This window comes from Paenibacillus sp. FSL P2-0322, assembly GCF_037975315.1.
Lineage (GTDB): Bacteria > Bacillota > Bacilli > Paenibacillales > Paenibacillaceae > Paenibacillus > Paenibacillus polymyxa_B.
This window is the reverse complement of the sequence record NZ_CP150243.1, coordinates 999,474-1,023,271: the sequence shown is the minus strand read 5'-3', so window position 1 is coordinate 1,023,271 and position 23,798 is coordinate 999,474. Positions and strand designations below refer to the sequence as shown.

Genomic DNA, 23,798 nt, shown 5'->3' with positions numbered 1-23,798 from the left:
TTTGGAAATATAGTACTTTGTAAAAATGAGGTTATGAGTGACCTAGCGATTGAGGAGCAATGATAGCAGCTTATAAGAAAATGAAAAAGGATATCCATGCAGCCAAACAGACTGTAGGATATCCTCTTCAACTATAACACTCATATTAGACGGCTCTGCTATGCCATGTGTGGACTTGGCTTACTGTGCCGCTGAATGCGTACGCTTAAAATCTTCCTTCACCGCAACCAGTAGTGTTTCATTCACCAGTAGCTCCAAGCCTGACAAGGCTAACGCCTTGGCTCCAATCACTAAGGCTTCCTCACCCTTCTCAGAGCCAGCCGCTTCCCTGAATTCCACCGTATGAGCGATGAGATCATCCGGACCGATCTTAATGTAAGCATGTGCAGTCGGGATAACATGGCTTACATTTCCCGCATCCGTCGAACCCAGTCCGGCACGAGGGCCACGATCCAGCTGTTCTCCCAGCGCTTCCAGTTCACGACCTACTACCTCATCCAGGGTATCGTTCAGAATGAAATCACGCACTTCATTTTGAAAACGTTCGATTTTCACAGTGGCTCCTGTTGCCAAAGCAGCAGCATCTGCGATATGGCGAACTTTCGTGGAAACCTCCTCTGTGCGCTGCCAAGTACTTGCCCGAATGAAAAAGCGTGCCGACGCATAGTCCGGAATGATATTGGGCGCGTCTCCTCCATGCGTAATGATGCCATGAATACGCACATCGGTCGGCAGTTGCTGACGCAAAGCATTGATACCGCTGAACAACTGCAGCACCGCATCGAGCGCATTGATTCCCTGCTCTGGTGATCCTGCGGCGTGAGCCGCTTTGCCGTAAAAATGAAAATCTAGCGGATCAACTGCCAGACTTGGTGAGGTCAGCCGGGTCACACCAGATGGATGAACCATCAGTGCAGCATCAATCCCTTCGAACAGCCCGTGCTTCACGAAGCTGCCTTTTGCACTGCCATTAGGACCGCCTTCTTCCGCTGGTGTACCGAACACATACACCTCACCTCCCGTTTCGTCGATCACCTGCGCCAAGGCGATGGCTGCTGCCGTGCTTGCGGTTCCGATAATATTGTGGCCACAAGCATGGCCCAGACCGGGCAATGCATCATATTCAGCCAAGTATCCGATTTTCGGACCTGGTCTAGCAGAAGCCTTACGGGCAACAAATCCGGTTTCGTGTCCCGCTACATTCCGAGTTACCTCAAACCCCGCTTGCTCCAAAATGCCCGTCAGTGCCTGGGAAGCCTGAAATTCTTGATTGCCGATTTCGGGATTAGCATGAATAAACCGGCTCGTTTCCGTGTAAAGCTGACGAGAATCCTCAATTTCCTCAATAATCCGCTGTCTATGTGTATCGACCGTGTTCGTTGTACTCATCGCAATCTCTCCTCGTTTCGAAAATAGATTAGTATGCTTCCAACCCTACTTCTGTTCAACATTCTTATTTCTTTTGCGCTTTAACATCTGCTACCAGCTTATCCAATGTGGCCTGTAGCTCTTCGGCAGACTGGTCTACCACGACGTTAGCTCCTTTGGAATCCTGTTTTACCGCCTCGGCTACATCAGCATCATGGTACAAATCCACGATCGTTTTGTAAGTCGCATTATCCTTATCCTCCGCACGGGCAGCAAACACGTTCACATATGGCTTCGCTTCTTCGCTGCTTGCATCATCCTTGTAGATGGCTCCATCCAGCTTGAGCCCGGCATCTGTAGCAACACCGCTGTTCACAGCTGAGGCGGCTACATCAGACAAGACACGCGGCGTCTGCTGGGCGACAACTGGGACAATCTCCAGCTTTTTAGGATTCCCTTCTATTTCATCCGTGGTCGGATACAGGCCCGCATCCTGCTTCAACTTAATCAGCCCTGCAGACTGGAGAAGTTTTAAAGCCCGTCCCTGATTGGAGGGATCATCCGGTATAGCAATTTTGGAGCCGTCAGGAATATCCGATACGTTTTTGAATTTTTCAGAGTACAGTGCCATCGGAGCGATAATCGTTGCACCAATAGGGACGATATTCACATCATTTTCTACATTAAACTGACTGAGAAAGGCCAAATGTTGAAAGGAGTTCAAATCTACCTCTTTATTGGCGAGCGCCTTATTGGGTAATGTATAATCCGAGAAACTGATCAGCTCAATTTCAATATTTTTGGCCTCTGCTTTCTTCTTGAGCACATCCCAATACGTGTCCTCAGATCCTGAAACCCCGATTTTAACATGTACTTTTTCATTTGCATTTGAGCCCGAACCGTTAGCTGAGCAAGCAGATAGAACCGCTACACTAAGAATAGCCAGTAAACCCAAGCGAAATATTTTTTTCATTTTCATTTCCCCTTTAATCGTTATGTATAATACTCTGTTCCCATTAGCGCCGTAGAAATTTACGAGACAAGTAATTCCCCGCATATTGGGCGACCTGTACAAAAAGGATCAGCAAAACAATCGTGACAATCATGACCGAAGTATCGAATCGTTGATAACCATAGGTCATTGCCAGGTTCCCAAGGCCTCCTCCGCCCACCGTACCAGCCATGGCAGAGAAATCAATCAAGGCCACGGTAATAAACGTCAACCCTAGAATCAAAGGTCCCAGCGCTTCCCGAATCAACACACCCGTGATGATCTGAAATGGAGTCGCTCCCAGTGCCTTGGCAGCTTCTATCATGCCCGGATCAATGGAGACCAGATTATTTTCCACAATTCTCGCTACAGCAAAGGCCGCTACAATAGTCATTGGGAAAATAGCCGCCGAGGTTCCAATCGTGGTTCCCATGATTAAACGCGTAAACGGGCTAATCGCCACTAAAAAAATGATAAACGGAATCGGGCGAATGATATTAATCAGCAAATTCAGAAACATAAACACAAATTTGTTTTCAAACAAGCTCCCTTTACGTGTCACATACAGTACTAAACCAATCATAAGCCCCAGAATACTGGCAAAAATCAGCGTGACAACAACCATCAAAAGCGTTTCCCCTGTAGCCTCCACTACCTTGAGCCAAAATGTATCCCAATTAACTCTCATGATCGACGACCTCCCTGACTTCCACCGTCGTTCGTAGTTCCTCCACGACCTTGTTAACTTCATCGTCTGCACCGATTAACTCGACAATTAAGCTTCCGAACAGCGCTCCCTGTAGCTCATTAATACTTCCATATACAATGTTGTAATCCAGATTATGCTTCCGTGTCGCTCTAGAAAGCACTGGTTCACTGGTCGCCCCACCCCGAAAAACAAGTCTGTACAATCGGCCAGCGTGATGCTCCCGAATCTTGCTCAGCAGTTTGGGTGAAAGCTGATCATTCAGTACAGAGCGAATAAAATTTTTCGTCGTCTTCGTCTGTGGATTGGCAAATACATCGAACACACTGCCCTGCTCAATCACCCTACCATTCTCCATCACCGCCACACGATCACAAATACTGCGAATCACATTCATTTCATGGGTAATGAGCAAGATCGTAATCTGGTACTCTTCATTTACTTTTTTCAGCAGCCTCAATATATCTTCTGTCGTTTCCGGGTCGAGGGCCGAGGTCGCTTCATCACAGATGAGAATATCGGGCGAATTCGCAAGTGCTCTGGCAATGCCGACCCGTTGCTTTTGCCCGCCAGATAACTGCTCCGGATAGGAATCCGCTTTATCCTCCAATCCAACAAATTGCAGCAGCTCCTTAACACGAGCATCTATCTGTGCCTTGGGCAGTTTAGCCAGTTTTAGAGGATAAGCCAGATTCCCATATACAGTACGAGAGTTAAACAAATTAAAGGTTTGGAATACCATCCCGATCCGTCTTCTTAAATTTCTTAGTTCCTTAGGACGTATCTGAGTAACATCCTGATCATTAACGACAATTCGTCCCTCTGAGGGGCGTTCCAGTAGATTGACAAGCCGCAGCAGCGTACTTTTACCTGCACCGCTAAAGCCAATCACGCCGAAAATTTCTCCTTTTTCAACCGATAACGAAACCTCTTCGAGTGCATTTACCTTACGATTGGGTAAGGTAAATATTTTGCTAACTTGTTCAAACTTTATCAAACTGCTTCCTCCTTACGTCTACAATGTATGTATTCCTCCATCCAATTTTAGTAATCCGGTGGATTTAATCGGATTTATACCCTAAAAAAAATTCCCTAATCTTCGTTTGAACGAAGGTGGGATTATTTAACTGTATATTGCATTGTTAACACCTTAAGACAAGAAGGAGAATCTGTCAATAAAAAATGAATATAGCCTTCTGACTCCTGTCATCACAATTGCTTACACTTTTAGGGCTACAAAGCCAAATAAGGCTAACCGTATATTTGCAAAGTTTGCAAAACCGGCAGCCCTTTGTGAATTGCAATCTTGATCATTCCACTGACTAATGTGCAGAAGTATTTTTCAAATCTGCTTCATAACGAAGGCCGAATTGTTGTCTTGCCTCCTCCATCACTTCAGCGACTGTAAGTGAACACTCCAAGGAGTTAATGGAACTGTTGCGTTCACCACTCTTGATCAAATCAATAAATTCCTGAATTTCATAATACATTGGCTCACGCGTCTGAGCTTTGGTCAGATCTTCAATCGTGCCGTCCCGATAATGAATTTTCACCTCATAGGGCTGACTGATTTTGTCGATCACCATCGTTCCATTCTCACCCTGAATTTCAGCAGGCAGATAGGAATCTGTAATTTTGGAATACATGACCGTAGCATCCATATCAGGATACTTCATCACGATACTGCCCTCGCCATCGACACCAGAGGATAAAAGTACACCCACCGCCCGAACCTCCTCAGGTTTGCCGAACAAAGTCACCATAGGATACAAACAATACACTCCAAGGTCCATCAAGGAACCATTGGAAAAGGCCGGATTAAACGCATTCAATACCTTACCTTGCTTAAAAGCATCAAAGCGTGAGGAGTATTGACAGTAGCTTGCAAAATAACGCCGAACCCGGCCTATTTTATACATATGATCCTTTATTATTTTAAAGTTAGGCATAAGTGTGGATTTAACGGCCTCCATCAGCAGAACATCGTTGTTGCGCGCGGCTTCGATCATGCTCTTCACCTCTGCTGTATTAGACGCAAAAGGTTTCTCACACAACACGTGCTTTCCGTGATTCATACATAAGATCGCCTGCTCCGCATGTAAGGAATTGGGGCTGGCAATATATACGGCATCGACCTGATCACTTGCGGCCATTTGCGCCAGGTCTGTAAAAACCTCCGGCTGGCTGTTATATTTGTCAGCAAAAGCTTTGCCCTTATCCTCTGTGCGTGAGTACACCGCCGTCAGGGAAAATTCGTCCGTCTCCATCGCAGCTTGAATAAACCTCTCTGTTATCCAGTTGGTTCCAACAATACCAAAACGCATCACAGTATCCCATCCTTCCCGTGAGTCATTACAATTCATATGTACCTATTCTCGCATTCCAGCCTAAACTTGTCCACTATACCGTTAGTCATATCTCATGCTTTAACATGTTCATTCGAAAAAAAAAGACTGTAGTCTATCAGCATAATTTATACTGATTGTACCACAGTCCCTGTTATTTATTTGGGGTTATATCTCTATTTTTTTGATATTACTTTTCCTACTTCTTCCAAAATGGCATCCATGGAAGCTGGGTCGTGTACATCATATTCATCAATGTTCAGACGCAGTACAGGACAGGCATCAAATTCGTTGATCCAATTGGAATATCTGCGATGCATTTGCTCCCAATAAGAACGCTCGGTCTGGATCTCCATCTCGCGACCGCGCTCCTCAATCCGACTCAGTATGGAGGGCAAGCTGCCTTCCAAATAGATCAACACATCAGGGTGCGGGAAAAACGGTGTCATCACCATCGCCTCAAACAGGCTAGTATACGTTTCATAATCGGTAGGGTTCATCGTTCCCTGATCGGCATGCATTTTCGCAAAAATGCCTGTGTCCTCATAAATAGAACGATCCTGCACAAAGCCTCCACCAGACAAGAAAATATTCTTTTGTTCCTTGAAGCGTTCCGCGAGAAAATAAATTTGCAAATGAAAGCTCCATCTTTCGAAATCGTGATAAAATTTCTCCAGATAGGGATTATGATCGACCTGCTCCAAAGAGGTTTTAAATCCAAGGCGTCCGGCCAAAGCACCAGTCAGCGTGGATTTACCTACACCCACTGTACCCGCTACCGTAATCAGGGCATTCGCAGGAATGTTGTAATTATTCACTATATAAGCTCCTTTACATCGGAAACAATTTGTTTAAATTGTGCCTGGTTTTCTACAAAATCAATTTCATTCCCGTTCACGGTCAATATACGAGGGGAAGGGGACTGTTCAGCGAGAAACTGAATGCCTTTATCATAATCTATGATCAATTGCTCCAGATAGGCGGGGTCCATCTCCTGTTCAAAAGAGCGTGCACGCTTGCGAATTCTCCCCAGTAAGGTATCCAAATCTGCTTTAATATAAATGATAATGTCCGGCTTAGGCATATCATCTGTGAGCAAATGATAGATTTGACGATATTTTTCGAGCTTCACACCCTTAAGCGTACGTTCAGCAAAAATCAAATTCTTGTAGATATGATAATCAGAAATAACGGGCTGAGCTTTCTCGATATATTGCAGACCAGTATCCTCCAGCTGCTTATACCGATTGCAGAGAAAGAACATTTCCAGCTGAAAACTCCACTCATCTATATTTTGATAAAATTTATCGAGAAATGGGTTCTCCTCGACAATCTCTTTGATTATCGGCAAATGTAGCTCGGTTGAAAGCATCGAAGCCAACGTCGTTTTACCTGCTCCGATTGGCCCTTCAACGGCTATAAATGGGGCTTGTTTCATGCAGTTCTGCTCCTCCTTGTACTCCAGTCCATCCTGTGGACAACTATCCTATTGTATCACAAGGTAGTACGCTAAAGGCATACCAAATCTATGGATAAAACAAAAAAAACAGAGCGCTACATTTTGCTTCATAGCGTCCCTGTTTCTCACTTAAACCAACCTTTTTCATTAAAACGTGTAATCGCCTCGATCCGGTTACTGACACCCAGCTTATCGAGAATGACTGAAATATAATTGCGCACCGTCCCTGTCGTTAAATACAGTTCACCAGCAATCTCTTTTGTATTCTTTCCGTCAGCAATAAGCGCCAAAACGGTCTTTTCACGCTCTGTTAGCGGGTTGACTTCGGCATAAGCATCATCGACCAGTTCTGGAGCGTAAATACGTCGACCTGCCATAATACTTCGAATGGAGGAAGCCAGCTCTTCACTGGGACTGTCCTTGAGCAGATAACCGTGTGTCCCCGCCTTGATCGCTCGTTCAAAATACCCGGGGCGAGCAAACGTAGTTAAAATCAGTACCTTGCAGTTCAAGGCTTTGAGTTCCTCAGCCGCATCCAATCCGCTCTTAATCGGCATTTCGATGTCCATAATGCATATATCCGGCTGGTGCAGCTTCACCAGTTCTATAGCTTCTTCCCCGTTGCTTGCTTTTCCGACTACTTTCATGTCCTCTTCCAAGTCTAGCAGGGAGGCTAGAGCACCCAGCAGCATACGCTGGTCTTCTGCAATAACAATTCGAATCATGGCCCCACCTCCTCATTCGGCTTTTCAGGGATATTGGGCACTTTAATGACCAAGGTCGTTCCCTGATCTGAGCGCAGCTCCATACATCCGTTCACGAATTCGAGCCTTTCCTTCATTCCTTGCAGGCCATTTCCACGAAGGGTTCCATTTTCTCTCGTAGCACCGACTCCATTATCCTGAATCCGAAGAGTTAGTTCCTTACGAGACGGCTCAATAGTGATGGAGCAAGCGGTGGCTCCACTGTGCTTAACCACATTTGTCACTGCTTCCTTCATACACATACTAAGTACATTTTCATTCATTAATGATGTATGCTCCAGCTTCGGGTCGCCCTCCAAGGTCAATTCAATGTGAGCAGCCTTTAAGATCTGCCGAATACGTAACAGCTCATCCTCTAGTCGCATACCTCGCATTTGAGTAACCATTTCCCGCACCTCTTTTAACGCGCTTCTCGCCGTGAGACGAACATCGTTAATTTCAGCATGAGCACGCTCCGGGTACTGATCCATCAGTTTGCCCGCCAAATCGCTCTTCAGCCCGATGAGTGACAGCTTCTGACCTAAGGTATCGTGCAGGTCACGCGCAATTCTTTGCCGTTCCTCCAGCTTAATCAATTCCGATATTTTCTTATTGGCATCCTCTAATTGGACTTGGAGCCGATCGCTTTTGTTGCGATTAAAATTCGTAATCGGAAGGAGAATCACACCGATCAGATTGAGCAGGATAAAAGGAATCTGTTTAATAAAAACGGGATTCTGAGATACAAAACCGTAATTGATCAATCCAATCGTAATAACCATTAAAATGATATACAGCGTCGTAAATGCAGCCTTACTTTTAATATTACCGATCAGATAGGCGATAAATATGGAAAAATACATATAGCTAAACAGCAGTGTCATGGTAATCGATATGGCAATCTGTACACTGGTCCAAAAGTATATGAGCCAGCCTTTTGAGACAAAAGCCAGTACATAACATGCAAAGAATACCAAAATAATAGCAGTACCCAGAATAATATGACTTGTAGATGAAGAGCTAAAGTAGTAAAAGGGCAGGATATAAAAGACGACCCACACATAAGGACTAAGCCCTGTATTTCTTTGGAAAATCTGATACCACTTTTGCATTCTGCCACCCTCTTCTACTTCACATGACTTATATCCCTTATCTTATCATACCACTGTTTCGTCTGCTCGAAAGCACCAAAGGTAAAGCCTTTCCTGTGAACCGCAAATGAACACTTTGATTAGAAGCCGTCCATTTTGCGGGAACTGATCTCAAACTTAAGCCATTCGCTGTACACTCCACCCACTGCACCAGATCGTGCTTTGAAATGGGACTGGTCTATATTTCTGATCAGCTCGTTCATGAATTATACATACCTAACGTTATTAAATTTCTTTTCTATATCTTTAGCAAATTTTCCGCCCTCATCGGCTAAATGTTTTCTCATAAAGAATCCACCAAAACCATTTATCCATGCTGCAAAAGCCAGTAGCCGAGATGGAAAGTCCGCTCCAATCGTACAACTAAATTCGCAAGAGTTGTTATCAACAGGCGTGATCTTCATTTCCCATGGAACTCCAACGATGGCGGGTATCCATCGCCATATATATGCTTCTGTCTTGTCAGAGTAGAAACGCAAATGATCCTTTGTGTGCTCTTTTAATTGATAGTGCTGAACAATCATCTCATTCCCCATATTTTCCACATTAACCATATAGAATTCACCATCTTCAAAATAACTGCCCATTGCCTTGTGAGCTTTTGAAAATGATTCATATTCAGCTGGAGTCATCTCAGTTACCCATTTGTATAAATCCACATTTTTAGCTGCAATCTGCAATTTAAATTTCTTTGTCATTCTCATCTTCATTATCCTTCTTTCCTGTAATTTTTCTTGTGAGTTCATCGTGCCAATTCATAATCATTTGAAAATATTCTTTGCCAAACATCAACGTCGCGTGCTCATATACACCCATCTCATGAACGTGCTTCTCTTCTATCAAGGCAAGCTTGTTATATTCACAGGCGACAGTAGTTTGAAAGCTGGCAATCAAACGAACAACCTCAATGTCGTCAAGATATTTATAGAAGAAAAGCTTACTCAAATACTCGTAATTAAAAGGGGAAAAAGTACATGGTGTTTTTAACCATTCTATAAATTCACTCTTCCCTTTTTCCGTAATACCATATGATTTTTTGAATCTGCCTTCCTCTACCACTTCTTCATACTTGATAAGCTCCCCCTTTTCCATTTTTTTCAGCATAGGATATATGCTTCCGAAGCTGGCATCAATAAAGTTGGAAGTGCTTATCGTCATCTTCTGCTTGATTTCATATCCTGTCATATCCTTTTCGCAGAGGAACCCAAGTATTACATAAATCAACATAAAATCTATTCCTTCTTTCCTGGCATAGTGAATTATCCTTCTGAAATCAAAGGGAACTTATCTCTGTTTACATGTAGCTAATTTATATATAATCGATATATATCGTTTCGATATATAGAATGTAAAGGTTGACAATCGATTTGTCAATAGCGCTTGCTAAAACAAAGAATGAAAGTACTGCATTTTCAATATAAACAAAAAAATCTAAAAGGATGTTATCCCTTTAGATTTCTCAAAGTAAACTGCAATTTTTCAACATCTCTTCAGAAAAGTTTTGTACAAAGTTATTTTCTTTCTGTGCTTACAACAGGTGTAGGGATGGGTTTCGTAACTGCAACACGTTTGCTGAGGAGCGGCCTCACTTGTTTAAAGGTCAAAAAGGTTTTCGTATTTTCATCCCAAAGTCGGAACTTCAAAGATTGCAGACTGCTACTTACTGTGATCGTGGTCGCCTTTTGAAGTAACGGTGTCGCTTCATGTGCTTTTTCCAAATTATAATTTGGCACTTTTGGGCTCAAGTGATGAACGTGATGAAATCCGATATTGCCCGTAATCCATTGCAATACTTTAGGAAGCTTGTAGTAAGAACTGCCTTCTACGGCCGCATTAATATAGCTCCACTCTTCATCGTGCTCAAAATACGAATCCTCAAATTGGTGTTGTACATAGAACAGCCAGATTCCCAACATACCAGATACAAAAAAGATAGGTGCCTGTACGAGAAGGAAGGCCTGCCATCCAATAGCCCATGACAACAGTGCATACAAGGCAACGATGGATATATTCGTCACATAGGTGTTCATTTTTTCCTTGCGTTTGGCTGTCTTGATATTAAACCGATAGGAAATCAAAAAAGTATAGATCGGACCTAGTCCAAACATAACCCAAGGATTTCGATATATGCGATAGGCCAGCCGTGTCCATGTGGAAGCCTCTGTGTACTCTTCTACCGTAAGCACCCACATGTCACCTGTGCCTCTTTTATCCAGATTACTGCTGGTTGCATGGTGGATTGCGTGACTATTTTTCCATTGGTGATAAGGGCAGAGCGTAATAATACCTGTAATCGTTCCCACAATGTCGTTCAGCTTGCGGCTTTTGAAGAAGGATTGATGACCACAATCATGAAAAATAATAAATGTCCGTACCACAAACCCCGATGCAACAATGGCAATTGGAAGTGTCAGCCAGTACGAAACCGACAGACTAAGATAAGCAGCATACCACAATAGGATCAGTGGACCCAAGGTATTGATGAGTTGCAGAACGCTGGATTTTGTGTTTATTTTCTCGTAGGGAGCCATATTTTTTTTCAATTGGGCTAATGGGAGTTGTGTCATACTCATTATGATCCTCCTTTAAAATGACGCCTATACCTTGATCCTGTTAGGCGTACATGTTGATCTAATCTCAGTATAAGGTAAAGCCTCTAGGCGCTGTAGTCATAAACGTCAGCTCGGGTATATGACATTTGTCATATAGACAAGTAACACAACCCGTTTTCCAAATGTTCGCGGGTTTCTTTTCTGAGGATTATTTGTTAAAATATAAGACATAATAACGCTGTATGTGACTGGCGAAGTCAGTGGAATGAACCACGAGGGAGCATACAAAAAAAGCGTACCGTTCGCCTGGGAGAAGTATTTGCAGAGGATTCGTCTGTCTTGACGACCTTGTGCAAATACTTTTTTTCGTTTTAAGACCATGACACCCTGTTGATAAATCATGCGATAAATTCAGAGGAGGCACGGACTATGGCTATAATCATGAAATCCAAAGAAGCAGCTGAGCAAGTATATGCAACGATCCGTTCACAGGTAGAAAAAATGAAGCAGCAAGGACACCGTCCCCATCTGGCGACCCTATTGGTAGAAGGCGATCCGGCATCTGCATACTATGCCCGGACCAAGCAAAAAATAGCGGAGAAGCTGGGCATCTCATTTCATCTCCATACTTTTGATCGTCATGTTAGCGAAGCCGAGCTACTGCACCTGATCGGCAGTCTGAACGATGCATCCCATGTACATGGCATTATGCTGGAACTGCCGCTTCCCCAACATCTTTCTGCCTCCGTTATTAAACAATCCATCGCCCCCTACAAGGATATTGATGGAATAACACCTGATAACAAGCTGGCTACCGTAACAGGTGACGCCGGACTATATCCCGCAACACCTCAAGCCTGTATCGAGCTGCTCAAGCATTACGGTCACACCTTGGCAGGCAAAAATGTCACGCTCGTGGGCATCGGGCAGACAGTGGGACTTCCCCTTTTCCACATGTTGCAAAGAGAAAATGCCACCGTTACCGCCTGTCATGCAGGTACGCGTGATATTGCAGAGCATCTGAGCCATGCAGACATTGCCTTCGTCGCAGTCGGATGCCCTGATGTGATTACGCAGGATATGGTCCATCCCGGTCTGATTCTCGTGGATGCAGGAATTAACGAGACACTGGAAGGAAAAATCGTGGGTGACGCTGCTTCAAACGTGGGTGAAAAGGTACATGCCATTTCTCCGGTTCCCGGCGGTGTCGGCACCTTAACGACTGCGATTTTGTACAAAAATCTGCTCAAAGCGATACATCTGCAACACTACTCCAGAGAGGTGGTCTATTCATGAGTGAACTGTCTTGGAACAATTCCATCGGACATTTTCTGAAAGAGGCTGCAAGTGCAGCGCCTACCCCCGGCGGAGGAAGTGTATCCGCACTAGCTGCGGCACTAGGCGCGGCTATGACCTCCATGACCGCCAACCTTTCACAAGGAGAAAAATATGCGCACATCCATGAAAAAATCACGGACGTCATTAGCAGCATGGGAAGATTGTCTACACATTGTGAGGAACTAATGGTCGCAGACATCCAATCCTTTGAACAGTACATGACCGCGCTGCGTTTGCCCAAGGAAACAGACGAAGAAAAGCGCTATCGTACCCATTCCTTACAGACAGCGGTGATCGCTGCCATTGAGGTACCCATGCGCCTGCTGGAAGTATGCCGGGACGGATTATCGCAAGCCTATAACATTGTGGAAATGTCCAATAAAAATGTGATTTCGGATCTTGGCATCGGCGCGATCCTGTTCGAAGCAGCAGCTCAATCTGCCCTGCTTACCGTCGACATTAACCTTGCTTCGCTGAAAGACTTGGATGTCAAATACTCCTATGAGACCAAGACAGCCGCACTCATCCGTGAAATCGGACAAATCAAAGACCAAACCTTGTTGATGGTGCGCAGTCGAATAGCGAATTAGTCTGCTCATAACCGCGTTTAACCTGTTCCAACCAACATATTTCTGCTTACTCGTTAAAAGAAATAGCCTCCAAATCCATCTCTAATCGTGGGTTTGGAGGTTATTTTATTGAAATTCATACATTTTGGAAAACTTTTCTATATTATATACGTCTATGGATAGGGGGATATTCTCGAAGGTATCATTTTTTATCTTATACACATTGATCAGAAATGAGGAAAATCGTATGAAAAGACGGACTCTATTACTCAGTATAATCACGTTATTGTTATTCAGTTCTAACGCGTGGGCGAACGAAAAGGAGTCTACATCCCATATTCGTTCCTATGATTCTGGGAGTCTGATTCAATCCGATGGAAGCTTGTGGCTGTGGGGCTATAATCAATCCGTACCGACTCGTGTAGAGGGTAAGTCGGACGTTGTAAAAACATTTTCTAATATCATCAACGAGGGCGATCTGGTATTTTCCTTACAAGACCACTCTGCTTGGTATGTGCCTAGAAATAATATTGCTGAATCCGTGAAATTCGTTCCTCTGGAAGGATTACAGAACCTCGCAGCTGTAAGTAGTTTGAATGATCATGTGCTCGCTCTGAGCAGCGAAGGCAGCATATCTTCCGCTGATCGACTCGACAATGGAAACATCTCTAGTCCTTTTCAAACCCTATCTGGCCTCGAAGAGGTTGCCAATATAGATAGTTACTATGAGGAAAGACCGGATTATGAGGAACGCTGGATATTTCTAAAGAAAGACGGCAGTGTATGGAAAAATACAAAAGCCTTGCAGGGCTTCGAACCTATTTCATCATTAAAGGATATTACATCAATCGCTAAAAACATAGCCTTAAAAAAAGATGGCACCGTGTGGACGTGGCCCAAAGAATTTGATAAAAATGCAACTCCGTCCGAAACTCTATCCGTATCGCAAATTCAAGCCTTATCGGATATCAAGACAATCAAGGCCAATAGGTATTCCAATCTCGCGATTGATCAGCAAGGTCGGCTATGGTTCTGGGGTGCTACAGTTACAGGTTACTCAGATAATACAACCTATCACAACGAAAATACTCCTGTACTATTAACAGGAGTAAAGGATGTTAAAGACGCCTTTTTCGCCGAACGCTCCATACTTGCCCTAACCACTGCTGGGAATGTATATGTTGCGTCTCTAGATGGTGAAAAGTTACCATCCAACGCCCCCTTTACATTACTTGCTAAAAATATTCAAAACATCAAAGCAGGTCCACGGCACGTAATCATGCAAAAAGCAGATGGCGCCCTATGGGGCTGGGGTGTCAACAAACACGCGCAGCTCGGTATAGGGGACTATGAGTTTCTTTATAGTTCACCAGTTCCTGTACAAAAACCGATTCTTGTCCGTCTCAATGGTTCGCCTGTCCCTCTGAGTAATGGTGCCATTACCCGCAACGGGCAGGCTTTTATTCCCCTTCGTTCTGTTTTTGACAAACTGGGGGCCGAGATCGCTTATGATTTCAACAGCAAAATAGCGAATATGAATCAGTCTAAGACAGAAGACCATCCTGTCTCTCTAGAAGTAAATTTCAAAACCAGCCAAACAAAAGTGAACGGTAAAGCCGTAAAACTCACCAATCCGCCCTTCATGGTGAATGGAATTGGTTATCTTCCACTAAGGCTACTCAGCGAAACGCTGGGGGCCAAGGTAGATTGGATACAAAAAGAAGATACTATCGAAATTACGACGAAATAGTAAATAAAAAACCAGTCCAAACATGATTCATGTTGGACTGGTTTTTTATGCTATATACTGCGTGTATTATGCGACTTCCCATCTGTTTTGGACAATTCGTCACAACGCAGAATCTCACACCTATTGTTTAACTTTATTCTCTTTTTCTCTTTCGACCAGCATATCTACGATCATATCAATTTGTCCAGTAATAGCGATTGGATCATAGCGATAATACGTATCAAAGTCGTTAAAGAACACTCTATTGTTCTTCACCGCAGGAAGATTCCCCCACACAGCGGACGATTTCAGTTGCTTGAGCGCGTCACCCTTTTTCTCCGGGTCATACGTAGTCAGGAACATATAATCTGCGTCATACTGTGGCAATACCTCCATCGAAAGCTGCACCGTTTGTTCCTTGGAGTTAGCTGTTTTCTTTGGCATATTCAGTTTAAGCGCATTGTACACGGCTTGTCCGCCCCGCCCCGCATTGTCGCCAAAGATCCAAAGTGCGTGCTTGTCCGTCAGCTCATACAGACCGAAAGTTGCCTTTTCGTCAATCACACCTTTAAGACGTGCGCGACCTTCAGCGGCCTTTTTATCAAATGCAGCAATAAATTGCTCAGCCTTCTCCTTTTCCCCGGTGATATCGCCGAACAGCTTGACCGTATCATAGATATTAGTCGTCGTACCGTACGGAATATACAGGGTAGGTGCGATTTTAGACAAAGCCTCATAATTCGTATCCTTCATAACCACGATCAGATCGGGTTTGAGTTCCAGCGTCTTTTCCAAATTGGTCGGATCACCCACCTCTTTGGTTCCTTTTTCCTTCAGCAAATCGGTCAGAAAAGGATTTTGAAACGCAGTTGGCTCCACACCCACCACGTTAGCACCCACGGACAGCAATTCTCCACCGTAAAAATCCGTTACAATGCGCTGTGGCTTCGCAGGAATTTGAATATCCCCTTTAACCGTTTTAAAGCTTCTAGTCTCTCCAGTAGTAGCCGACTCTTGCTTATCTCCTGAAGATGAAGCCGGATTACTTCCATTATTATTTCCGCCGCAAGCGCTGATGAATACAGACAATACAAGTAACATAGCTGTCATCATAAAATACGATTTTCTTTTCAACTGATTAGCCCCCTATATATTGTGAAGATGATCTTCCCGATACACATGATAATGATTATCAATATCGTAAGAAATATATCAAGCGTCGTCCTTACTGTCAACTGAAAAACGAACTTTGCATCATTTCACTTTAAAATGAAAAGACCTGCCAAAATGATGGCCAGGTCTTCTTTGTGGAGCCGTCTCAAAACCTACACATTGGGGCTAGGTTGCTGGAGGCTGCTTTCTGGTGATCGCTGTTTTGTTTTATATTCTTCTCCCCAATCCTTCATCAGGTTAATAATCGGGATCAGCGTTTTTCCAAATTCAGTTAGAGAGTATTCGACCTTGGGAGGAACCTGTTGGTAGACTTCACGGTGAACGACTCCGTCCTCTTCCAGCTCGCGCAATTGGAGTGTCAGCATACGCTGGGTAATTCCCGGACAGATCCGCCGAAAATCACTAAATCGCTTAGTCCCATACATGAGATGATATAAAATAATCCCTTTCCATTTGCCCCCAATCACGTCCAGCGTGTACTCAACAGGACACGCCTGATCATTTCCAGCGGTACATTCCCCAAAGCCGCCTTTCCGATTGCGCATAGGCTTTTCTCCTCCTTGGTATCATTTTATATACTACAGCACATTAATGTGCGTACTTCAAAAACGATCATGTATATTCTAATATTAAGCATGTTACTTGGTAAGCGTCAATTTTAATCACATCCATAAGGAGTGGAATAACGATGGAAACCTTAACTACTACTAAAGATCAAATCTTATCTGCATACGAGTTCAGACATGCAACGAAGGAATTTGATAGCCATAAGAAAGTTAGCGATTCTGACTTCGACTTTATTCTTGAAACAGGCCGTTTATCCCCGAGTTCGTTTGGCTTTGAACCCTGGAAATTTGTTGTCGTTCAGAGTAACGCTATGCGTGAGAAGCTGCTGCCTTACTCTTGGGGGGCCCAAAAACAACTGCCAACAGCCAGCCATTTTGTACTCATCCTCTCTAGACTTCCTGAAGATATGGTAGCCTCATCAAATTATATCAAGAGTATGATGGAAAACGTGCAGCAATTATCCGCTGAAGTGATTCAAGGCAGAGAGAAAGTGTATGATGCCTTTCTAAAATCAGATTTTGGGCTGGAGGAAAATAAAAGAGCCTTGTTCGAGTGGGGCTGCCGACAAACCTACATCGCACTGGGCAACATGATGACTGCCGCAGCTCAAATCGGCATTGATTCCTGCCCTATCGAAGGTTTTAATAAACAGGAAATCGAACGCATCCTCTCCGAGGAAGGCATTATGGATGCCGAGCATTTCGGTATTTCTTGTATGGTGGCATTTGGATACCGTCTCAACGAACCGCGTGGCAAAACTCGGCGATCTGTAGATCAGGTTATTGAATGGGTGTAAAACCTTTTCTCTAAAACAAAGGGGCGTCCCACAACCATTTCCATGGCTGTTGGGACACCCCCTTTTCATAAAACCTCAAGTCTTAAAAATTCTGTCATTCCAAACCCTTACTTATAAGTTACTTCTTCCGCGAAATAGATTTCCTTTAAACGATCCTTTACGCGCTGAATTTCATCTGCTGTTAACGGAGCTGTAGGATGCAGCTTAAAGTTCCTTCCAGTGACATAGCTTACATCTGTGTTCTTACCCAGATTGTAGGCCATCTTCGGAACCGGATTTCGGGTATAGTCAGTAAAGTCAATAATGGACCATGCCGCATCTCCATCCTCCTTGGATAAAATAATCCGCTGTGAGGCGTTTTCAGTCCACAAGTAACGCAGATTGGCTGGTGAATTATTGGAGTCCATAACTGCCTTAAAACCTGAGCCTCTAAACATGAGTGAAAACTCCGTATGATCATTACTCAATCCAGCTATCGATTCATAAATCTGTTTCAGCCCGTCCACGCCCACAATCTCAACCTCACGGTCAACAGGGAAGTGCTTCACAAAGTTTTCCCATATTTGAGACATGTTATGGTTTTTGGCAAGCCAGTTGACATCCAAAATAATGGACATGTAATTTACTGTATTCAAACGTTGATACGGGTTATCTAAATATTGCTGTGCTATATACAGTTGTGGTGCCGCATCCGTTTCCGTCACATATGGATCACCTGGATGGAGAGTCCAGCGTGAAGAATCTTTGGTATAACGCGACCCGATGGGATCAATCGAAATCGAGTTCATAAATACGATACCGCTATTATTTGTAAGCCCCTGTGCCGGAACAATCGGATTATCCTTATGGGACCAGTAAGGCATCAAAGGTGAACCCTCACCATACATGTTGTTCACATTATACTGTGTAGCCGACCACCCCATCGCTGAGGTAATCTTAAAATGATCCTTAAGCCATTGGGCCTGCTCAGGATTCACCGTAAAGCCGGTCAATGATTTAGGCAGATACTTCCGATATTGGTCTGTATCCATACTTTCAAACACCGAAGGTGATCCCAACGAACCAGATTGGTGCAGCTCATTGAGGGCATTATAACGATACATATACAACCACTCGTTCATCTGTGCTTCCCATTCAGGAAGATCAAACAGATTATTCGGATACCCATCCAAAATCCCGACTTCATCGCCATACTGATCCACGTATTCCAAAACCTTTTTAAGCTGCGGACGATTTGATTCCACAAAAATAAATCTATTTTCCATGGCCCACGTCACTTTTAAGTTGGTACCAAAGTGATCCATCAGCAATTGACGCGACTGCTCAATTTGCTCTACCGTGGTCGTACTGCCCGCATCTTTTCCCTGTAGCATCATGGAGATAGCAAAATATTGCTTTTTGCGTGCTCCTGGTACTACAGTTAACTCGGCATCGGATATGAAGTGAATTCCCTGAGAGGGTGATTCAACCTCAATCTTGAATGGAATGACAGAGTTCAATGCAGGAATCAGATGCAGGTTGGCAATATGTCCATCCTCGTCAAATATCCCTCTGGAATCCTCTATACGAAGCTTCAAGTCTGACGGCAATAGACCGGACGGTATGACCTCTCCCTTTGCATTTTGAAATACATAGGGCATGCTCCAGGCTGTAGGGTCTAGAGTAGTGGCCTGTGAAATGGTGTACGTCGCCAAGTATACGGACCTGATTACAGTCGGGTCCTCTACCGGAGGAGTCTTCCCTCTCACGATCAGCTTGGTCTGTGCTTTAAGTACCCGATAAGGTTTAGCAATGGTGACTTCCATCTCTACAGGAATATAACCATCAGCAGCAGGTATATTTTCGGAATGCGCAATTTTCCCATGTTCATCAAATACACCTAATGTATCACTAAATGTGTAGGTGACACTTGTGACGCTAACAGCGGGAATGCTTACCAAGTGCCCTTTATTGTAGAGATCAAAGGACAGCTGATACGAAGGATACGTTTCCGGTTGATTGACCAACTCGGGCGCCTTGATTACTACCTCATCCACCACGAAATCCGACGAATGATCCGGTGGTTCTGACGGAGTCACTGGCGGTATGATTGGTGGTATCACTGGCGGTGTCACTGGTGGTATCACCGGTGGTTTGGGACTAGGTTCTGGTCGTATAATTGGCGGTTCCGGCTTCGGCTCTGTTGGTGTTACCGGAGATACCGGTGGATCGGGTCTTGGACTATGGCTTTTAGGCTCTTCGATCTCCGGATTCGCACGCTGGTGACTGATTTCCGGCGCCAGGTCGACCACGATCTTCCTCGATTCCGTTGGACTGGCTGGCTGATTCGTCATTGCAGTTCCATTTCCTAATGACTCCAGCAAACGCTTAGCACGTTCTCTCAGACCGTCACCGCCTAGCCATATCCGATATGCTACCAGTGTAGCATCCTGCCGTCTCACAGACTCTTTGGGATGGAAATAATGATTCGTATCCCCCTCGATCAGCTCCAACCGTTCCATCAGCCATACGCTCGTTTGTGCATAGTCTGATATATCAGCCTGATCCACAAAACTGGATCTATCGGAAGCGCGGGTATCTTCAGAAACGCCGAAATACCTGGCATACCACACCGCCATATCCTGACGGGTCATATTATGCTTTGCACCGAATAACTGATCACTAACTCCTTTGGTAATGTTCTCTGCTTGCAAGGTCTGCACATAGGGTAGAGCCCACGGTGACACATCACTAAAAGAAGCAACGCTTTTGTTAACCGAAGTTCGTTTTAAGGTTTTAACGAAAATGCTCGCCCATTCCTGCCTCGAAATAAAATGCACAGGTCGAAAACTACCATCCTGATAACCCGTAACATACCCTTGAGCAGCCATGGCTTCAATTGCATCAGCTGCGTAGGAATGTTCGATATCGTTAAAGACCCTGTCTGCAAAAACAGGCACAGTATGTATACAGAACAACCAAACAGCCAGTAAAGCAGCGATGTACTGCCTAATTTGTTTTAACTTTTTTTCACATTTCATATTATTTGGATCCTTGCACCTCCTTTACGATATAGCATCAGGTCACTTCCACCTGCACTTCTGTTTCAACTCTGAAAATTATCTCTTTTGTTTTCAAACGGATTTCATTTCAATTAACACCAAACTGTATATACTTGAATTATCGGAATAATATCCCTAGGATTGAATAAAGACAGCAAAAAAAGTAGTTATAGATTACGGTTCCATCCGTAAAATTGTCATTATTTTAAAGGCATATATCCCGATCTTTTAAAATGGTTTTCATTGGGAATTAAATTTCCAGCATTTTTTCATTACTAAATTTTCTAATGCGAGCATCACAATAAAAAAGATAACATCATGTATAAAGCACCATACACAATGTTATCTCTTCTTTTGTTTTTATTGGCTATCTCCATCAGCTGTTGATTCTTTGTTGCCAGCACCCTTAAAAACATAATAATAACCTTCTGAAATCCCGTCTTGCGGATAAGCTGCAGGATCTTCGCTGGTTACTTGACCTACAAGCTCCCGATTCTTAAACGTGTGAGGACCTTCCTCTATTAGCGCCTCAGCAGACATCCCACTGATAAGTCTTACGGTACTGGACCAGAATGTAACTAAATATATATCGTTAGCATTAAATTGAAAGCGTCCTTCACTGGGTGTCCCCTCATAAAACAGCTCAGACAAAGAAGCCGCTTCTGATCCTCTCATAAAAATTTGAATATCACTAGTTCCATTCCATCTATGAGGAATTCCGCCTCTGGGATTGATATACTCTACAACCTCAGGCTCCTGATCGCGAAGAAAATCAGTAACTGTAAATTTGTACACATCATCCGTTATACTCTCGGTTACAACTCCAGTTGTTTTCCCTGTTTTATAGCCACTGAAATCTCCATACACATTTGGGGTTTGACTTAAAGCTGCAAAAAACCTTTCCTGATCCATATATTCGACTCTTCCAGGTACCGCAGTCAATCTATATGTCTTGACCTCAGTGCCCTTGTACTTATCCCAAGTATATTCTGTAGCTGCATAAGATACTCCACTGTTCCAGCTCACAGATGCCACCATGAGAATACCTATCATCAATAATAATGGCCATTTTTTCAACACCATACCCTCAACCTCTTTCTCAAAGTACACTCAAATCATTATTAGCATTATAGCTTTTCAATAGTTCTATTAACAGTTAAATATTAGAAAAAAGTGTGGATGATTTTTGTCACCTATGAGCTACAAAATTTCCTTGAACAACTGGCAGCCCCTGTCCACTTTACTTTATGATGGATGGGTAGCAGAACATAATAAAGGCATTATGGAGAGAGAATACTGGGGTCTATAACGGCTTTATTCCAAGCTAGGATTTTCGGAAATTTATACGTATTGGTATCAAGTTAAAACATGCATTGAATAAGCTATTTCCCTGTATTCTGCTGATCGGTTGCTGCTTTGAGACGTTTTTCCATTTCTGTAGACACCATAATGTTTAATAGCCCCATAAGATTATTGGTCTCATCCCTTGCTTTTTGATAGGCCGCAGCGAAGGCTTTTTCATTCGCGGCAGGGTTTTTAATGTCACTTAGTTTCTTCCACTCGGGCTTAACACGTTGATCGTACATATCATACAAGCTGATGTCTGTAGGTGTCTGGGCAACAGGCATCATAGACTCAAATTTCGAGGCAACCTTAAAAAATCCCAGCGTATTTTGGACCGATGGACTAGAATAATCATGCGTCCTCATCGCTTCTTCTAAAATATGAAGTCCCTCGCGTGACAAATAAAGCATTTTGACGAGTCCTCTTTCTGTATTAGAGGTTTCCTCCCACTTCTTGTAGGACTCACCTGGAGCAACTCCCTCTGTAAAAAAATTATAAGCTTCATGAATAAATTCATCTGTATTCAGGTGGATGGGTTCTTCTGTATATAAATTCACGACAGAATCACTGTAATTTGCAATGTTTACCTGTTTCCCGGTTGGATCGGAAACCCGCCGAATCGGATGATCCTGTACTCGTACCAGCCCATAACGATCTGCAAAGGTAAGAAGCTGCTCCTGCGTCGTATTTAACCCTATTTGTCCTGCTGGCCGATCGGGCTTCGTTGCTTCTTTAGCCACGTCGGAATACGTCTTCCCATTACCTTTTGTAGCTTGGTCTGTAGTATTGCTCACAACACCATCCACACCAGCCTGTTCCGCATTGTCCACCTTGGCATTCTGTGTAGTCGTAGTCGTTGCCGTTGCTGCTCCAGTCGTAGATTCACCTTCAATTTGCTTCTTGGAGTCACCGCATGCAGTCAGCAAAGCAGCTAAACTTATTACAGCAGTCAACAAAATAATATACGCTTTTGCCTTCATTAGTACCTTCCTCATTTCCTTATGTATCATTCTTTATACCTTTGCGGTCTGATTGTAGCCTTCAATAATATGGAATTAATCTTATCAAAAATAAAAATGAGGGAATACTGGACCATACTCCTGATTATCTTCGATGATTCTATAGTAATTCGTTGTTTTCTGAACTAAAGTCGTGGCTCTCAACCTATATAATGGGCAAATTGCCCGTTGACTTTCGGAATACTTGATCCTCGGTACTACTCCTGCCTGTTCAAGTTACATTATAGTTGGTTCCTAGTTTTCAAAAGCCGATCGTGCTGTTTTAAATCAGTAGGTTGTGTAAATCGAATATTACAAACGAAAGCACCTGTAATTCATATAGAAATAGATGAATTACAGGTGCTTTTCTATTAGTTAGTAATGAGACTCCCTATTTTATTATTTTTATGAATATTTTCCGTTCCGGCTTCCAATGCAGTTTTGTAATATGAGCATTTATGTTCAATAACTTCCATTGTTTTTTTAAGTTCTTCCATTTGTGCTTCTACAGTAGCTTTTCGTTCCATAAACATGTCATATCTTTGTTGTAGTGTGGAATCCCCACCAGAACACCAATCAATGAAATTTTTAATTTCTTTGATCGGCATCCCGGTGGATTTTAGACATTCAATTATTTTTAAAGCGTCGATATCGGATTCTTTAAATAATCTTGTTCCGCTAGATGTCCGTTCTACAAAAGGCATAAGTCCCTCCTTGTCGTAGTACCGCAAAGCGTATGCTGTAAGATTCAATTCTTTTGCAACTTCGCTGATAGAATATGTCTTCATCATGTATCTCCTATTCTTAATGACATAGACTTCGAGTTAACTCTATGATATAAGGGGGATTCTATCAAGTTATTTGTAGAATGTCAAAGTCCCCTTATAGGAAAAGTAGAATCAGATGCTATCTAACGAAATATAATTAG

23 protein-coding genes and 1 riboswitch are annotated in these 23,798 nt (G+C 43.4%); of the genes, 4 read left to right on the top strand and 19 right to left on the bottom strand.

Translation table 11 applies throughout. The features are described from left to right. Positions 1-180 precede the first annotated feature (180 nt). From MKY24_RS04680 to MKY24_RS04620, 13 genes are all read right to left on the bottom strand, one after another. Positions 181-1,389, bottom strand: coding sequence for a M20 family metallopeptidase (locus MKY24_RS04680; RefSeq protein WP_068938578.1), 1,209 nt, complete (start codon positions 1,387-1,389; stop codon positions 181-183). A 64-nt stretch (positions 1,390-1,453) separates the two neighbouring features. After that, a complete protein-coding gene (locus tag MKY24_RS04675; protein ID WP_023987134.1) occupies positions 1,454-2,341 on the bottom strand; it encodes a MetQ/NlpA family ABC transporter substrate-binding protein in 888 nt (295 codons plus the stop codon). Positions 2,342-2,384: 43 nt separating this feature from the next. After that, positions 2,385-3,047, bottom strand: coding sequence for a methionine ABC transporter permease (locus tag MKY24_RS04670; RefSeq protein WP_023987133.1), 663 nt, complete (start codon positions 3,045-3,047; stop codon positions 2,385-2,387). Continuing rightward, a complete protein-coding gene (locus MKY24_RS04665) occupies positions 3,037-4,062 on the bottom strand; it encodes a methionine ABC transporter ATP-binding protein (RefSeq protein WP_025721288.1) in 1,026 nt (341 codons plus the stop codon). Before MKY24_RS04665 ends, MKY24_RS04670 begins: the two co-directional genes overlap by 11 nt. A gap of 325 nt (positions 4,063-4,387) precedes the next feature. Beyond that, complete coding sequence (locus tag MKY24_RS04660; RefSeq protein ID WP_075153781.1) at positions 4,388-5,389, bottom strand: Gfo/Idh/MocA family oxidoreductase; 1,002 nt, start codon at positions 5,387-5,389, stop codon at positions 4,388-4,390. Positions 5,390-5,586: 197 nt separating this feature from the next. Then, positions 5,587-6,228 (bottom strand): deoxynucleoside kinase, encoded by a 642-nt coding sequence (locus MKY24_RS04655; RefSeq protein ID WP_013308920.1) that lies wholly within the window; start codon positions 6,226-6,228, stop codon positions 5,587-5,589. Beyond that, entirely contained in the window at positions 6,228-6,848 is a 621-nt protein-coding gene (locus MKY24_RS04650) for a deoxynucleoside kinase (protein WP_023987130.1), read from the bottom strand. The genes MKY24_RS04655 and MKY24_RS04650 overlap by 1 nt, the downstream gene beginning before the upstream one ends. Before the next feature lie 146 nt (positions 6,849-6,994). Continuing rightward, the gene (locus MKY24_RS04645) at positions 6,995-7,594 is read right to left on the bottom strand and encodes a response regulator transcription factor (RefSeq protein ID WP_013308918.1); all 600 of its coding nucleotides are present in this window, start codon (positions 7,592-7,594) and stop codon (positions 6,995-6,997) included. Beyond that, positions 7,591-8,724 (bottom strand): sensor histidine kinase, encoded by a 1,134-nt coding sequence (locus tag MKY24_RS04640; RefSeq protein WP_023987129.1) that lies wholly within the window; start codon positions 8,722-8,724, stop codon positions 7,591-7,593. The genes MKY24_RS04645 and MKY24_RS04640 overlap by 4 nt, the downstream gene beginning before the upstream one ends. A 119-nt stretch (positions 8,725-8,843) precedes the next feature. After that, positions 8,844-8,966 (bottom strand): hypothetical protein, encoded by a 123-nt coding sequence (locus MKY24_RS04635; protein ID WP_256026584.1) that lies wholly within the window; start codon positions 8,964-8,966, stop codon positions 8,844-8,846. 3 nt (positions 8,967-8,969) lie between these two features. Next, a complete protein-coding gene (locus tag MKY24_RS04630; RefSeq protein ID WP_233903831.1) occupies positions 8,970-9,461 on the bottom strand; it encodes a hypothetical protein in 492 nt (163 codons plus the stop codon). Then, positions 9,445-9,990, bottom strand: a complete 546-nt coding sequence (locus tag MKY24_RS04625) for a PadR family transcriptional regulator (RefSeq protein WP_068938576.1) — start codon at positions 9,988-9,990, stop codon at positions 9,445-9,447. Before MKY24_RS04625 ends, MKY24_RS04630 begins: the two co-directional genes overlap by 17 nt. A gap of 284 nt (positions 9,991-10,274) precedes the next feature. Next, complete coding sequence (locus MKY24_RS04620; RefSeq protein WP_023987126.1) at positions 10,275-11,336, bottom strand: fatty acid desaturase; 1,062 nt, start codon at positions 11,334-11,336, stop codon at positions 10,275-10,277. 213 nt (positions 11,337-11,549) lie between these two features. After that, positions 11,550-11,634, top strand: a riboswitch (ZMP/ZTP riboswitch). Positions 11,635-11,744: 110 nt separating this feature from the next. Here MKY24_RS04620 and MKY24_RS04615 point away from each other — a divergent pair. The 3 genes from MKY24_RS04615 (at position 11,745) to MKY24_RS04605 (ending at position 14,972) form a co-directional block, all read left to right on the top strand. Continuing rightward, on the top strand, positions 11,745-12,611 hold the full coding sequence (locus tag MKY24_RS04615; protein ID WP_023987125.1) for a bifunctional 5,10-methylenetetrahydrofolate dehydrogenase/5,10-methenyltetrahydrofolate cyclohydrolase: 867 nt from the start codon (positions 11,745-11,747) through the stop codon (positions 12,609-12,611). Next, positions 12,608-13,243 carry a cyclodeaminase/cyclohydrolase family protein gene (locus MKY24_RS04610; RefSeq protein ID WP_069081304.1) on the top strand — a complete coding sequence of 212 codons (636 nt, stop codon included), beginning with the start codon at positions 12,608-12,610 and terminating at the stop codon, positions 13,241-13,243. The genes MKY24_RS04615 and MKY24_RS04610 overlap by 4 nt, the downstream gene beginning before the upstream one ends. A 226-nt stretch (positions 13,244-13,469) precedes the next feature. Next, on the top strand, positions 13,470-14,972 hold the full coding sequence (locus MKY24_RS04605) for a stalk domain-containing protein (protein WP_076295786.1): 1,503 nt from the start codon (positions 13,470-13,472) through the stop codon (positions 14,970-14,972). A gap of 120 nt (positions 14,973-15,092) precedes the next feature. Here the strand turns inward: MKY24_RS04605 and MKY24_RS04600 are convergent, their stop codons facing one another. Both MKY24_RS04600 and MKY24_RS04595 read right to left on the bottom strand, forming a co-directional pair. After that, positions 15,093-16,085 (bottom strand): ABC transporter substrate-binding protein, encoded by a 993-nt coding sequence (locus tag MKY24_RS04600; RefSeq protein WP_339201480.1) that lies wholly within the window; start codon positions 16,083-16,085, stop codon positions 15,093-15,095. A gap of 191 nt (positions 16,086-16,276) precedes the next feature. After that, the gene (locus MKY24_RS04595) at positions 16,277-16,669 is read right to left on the bottom strand and encodes a helix-turn-helix domain-containing protein (protein WP_023987122.1); all 393 of its coding nucleotides are present in this window, start codon (positions 16,667-16,669) and stop codon (positions 16,277-16,279) included. A 143-nt stretch (positions 16,670-16,812) separates the two neighbouring features. Here MKY24_RS04595 and MKY24_RS04590 point away from each other — a divergent pair, with 143 nt between their 5' ends. Beyond that, on the top strand, positions 16,813-17,487 hold the full coding sequence (locus MKY24_RS04590; protein ID WP_339201479.1) for an NAD(P)H-dependent oxidoreductase: 675 nt from the start codon (positions 16,813-16,815) through the stop codon (positions 17,485-17,487). A 107-nt stretch (positions 17,488-17,594) separates the two neighbouring features. Here the strand turns inward: MKY24_RS04590 and MKY24_RS04585 are convergent, their stop codons facing one another. The 4 genes from MKY24_RS04585 to MKY24_RS04570 all read right to left on the bottom strand — a co-directional run bounded on the left by MKY24_RS04585 (position 17,595) and on the right by MKY24_RS04570 (position 23,658). Then, on the bottom strand, positions 17,595-20,507 hold the full coding sequence (locus MKY24_RS04585; protein WP_339201478.1) for an S-layer homology domain-containing protein: 2,913 nt from the start codon (positions 20,505-20,507) through the stop codon (positions 17,595-17,597). Between the two features lie 381 nt (positions 20,508-20,888). Further along, entirely contained in the window at positions 20,889-21,611 is a 723-nt protein-coding gene (locus MKY24_RS04580) for a hypothetical protein (protein ID WP_028542030.1), read from the bottom strand. Positions 21,612-21,910: 299 nt separating this feature from the next. Then, on the bottom strand, positions 21,911-22,852 hold the full coding sequence (locus MKY24_RS04575) for a hypothetical protein (RefSeq protein WP_023987118.1): 942 nt from the start codon (positions 22,850-22,852) through the stop codon (positions 21,911-21,913). A 389-nt stretch (positions 22,853-23,241) separates the two neighbouring features. Continuing rightward, on the bottom strand, positions 23,242-23,658 hold the full coding sequence (locus MKY24_RS04570) for a MerR family transcriptional regulator (RefSeq protein ID WP_023987117.1): 417 nt from the start codon (positions 23,656-23,658) through the stop codon (positions 23,242-23,244). Positions 23,659-23,798 lie beyond the last annotated feature (140 nt).

Bases quoted from the DNA above. Each gene is read 5' to 3' on its own strand.
- MKY24_RS04680 (WP_068938578.1), bottom strand. From the start codon at position 1,389: ATGAGTACAACGAACACGGTCGATACACATAGACAGCGGATTATTGAG.
- MKY24_RS04675 (WP_023987134.1), bottom strand. From the start codon at position 2,341: ATGAAAAAAATATTTCGCTTGGGTTTACTGGCTATTCTTAGTGTAGCG.
- MKY24_RS04670 (WP_023987133.1), bottom strand. From the start codon at position 3,047: ATGAGAGTTAATTGGGATACATTTTGGCTCAAGGTAGTGGAGGCTACA.
- MKY24_RS04660 (WP_075153781.1), bottom strand. From the start codon at position 5,389: ATGCGTTTTGGTATTGTTGGAACCAACTGGATAACAGAGAGGTTTATT.
- MKY24_RS04650 (WP_023987130.1), bottom strand. From the start codon at position 6,848: ATGAAACAAGCCCCATTTATAGCCGTTGAAGGGCCAATCGGAGCAGGT.
- MKY24_RS04645 (WP_013308918.1), bottom strand. From the start codon at position 7,594: ATGATTCGAATTGTTATTGCAGAAGACCAGCGTATGCTGCTGGGTGCT.
- MKY24_RS04640 (WP_023987129.1), bottom strand. From the start codon at position 8,724: ATGCAAAAGTGGTATCAGATTTTCCAAAGAAATACAGGGCTTAGTCCT.
- MKY24_RS04635 (WP_256026584.1), bottom strand. From the start codon at position 8,966: ATGAACGAGCTGATCAGAAATATAGACCAGTCCCATTTCAAAGCACGA.
- MKY24_RS04630 (WP_233903831.1), bottom strand. From the start codon at position 9,461: ATGACAAAGAAATTTAAATTGCAGATTGCAGCTAAAAATGTGGATTTA.
- MKY24_RS04625 (WP_068938576.1), bottom strand. From the start codon at position 9,990: ATGTTGATTTATGTAATACTTGGGTTCCTCTGCGAAAAGGATATGACA.
- MKY24_RS04620 (WP_023987126.1), bottom strand. From the start codon at position 11,336: ATGAGTATGACACAACTCCCATTAGCCCAATTGAAAAAAAATATGGCT.
- MKY24_RS04615 (WP_023987125.1), top strand. From the start codon at position 11,745: ATGGCTATAATCATGAAATCCAAAGAAGCAGCTGAGCAAGTATATGCA.
- MKY24_RS04610 (WP_069081304.1), top strand. From the start codon at position 12,608: ATGAGTGAACTGTCTTGGAACAATTCCATCGGACATTTTCTGAAAGAG.
- MKY24_RS04605 (WP_076295786.1), top strand. From the start codon at position 13,470: ATGAAAAGACGGACTCTATTACTCAGTATAATCACGTTATTGTTATTC.
- MKY24_RS04595 (WP_023987122.1), bottom strand. From the start codon at position 16,669: ATGCGCAATCGGAAAGGCGGCTTTGGGGAATGTACCGCTGGAAATGAT.
- MKY24_RS04590 (WP_339201479.1), top strand. From the start codon at position 16,813: ATGGAAACCTTAACTACTACTAAAGATCAAATCTTATCTGCATACGAG.
- MKY24_RS04585 (WP_339201478.1), bottom strand. From the start codon at position 20,507: ATGAAATGTGAAAAAAAGTTAAAACAAATTAGGCAGTACATCGCTGCT.
- MKY24_RS04580 (WP_028542030.1), bottom strand. From the start codon at position 21,611: ATGGTGTTGAAAAAATGGCCATTATTATTGATGATAGGTATTCTCATG.
- MKY24_RS04575 (WP_023987118.1), bottom strand. From the start codon at position 22,852: ATGAAGGCAAAAGCGTATATTATTTTGTTGACTGCTGTAATAAGTTTA.
- MKY24_RS04570 (WP_023987117.1), bottom strand. From the start codon at position 23,658: ATGAAGACATATTCTATCAGCGAAGTTGCAAAAGAATTGAATCTTACA.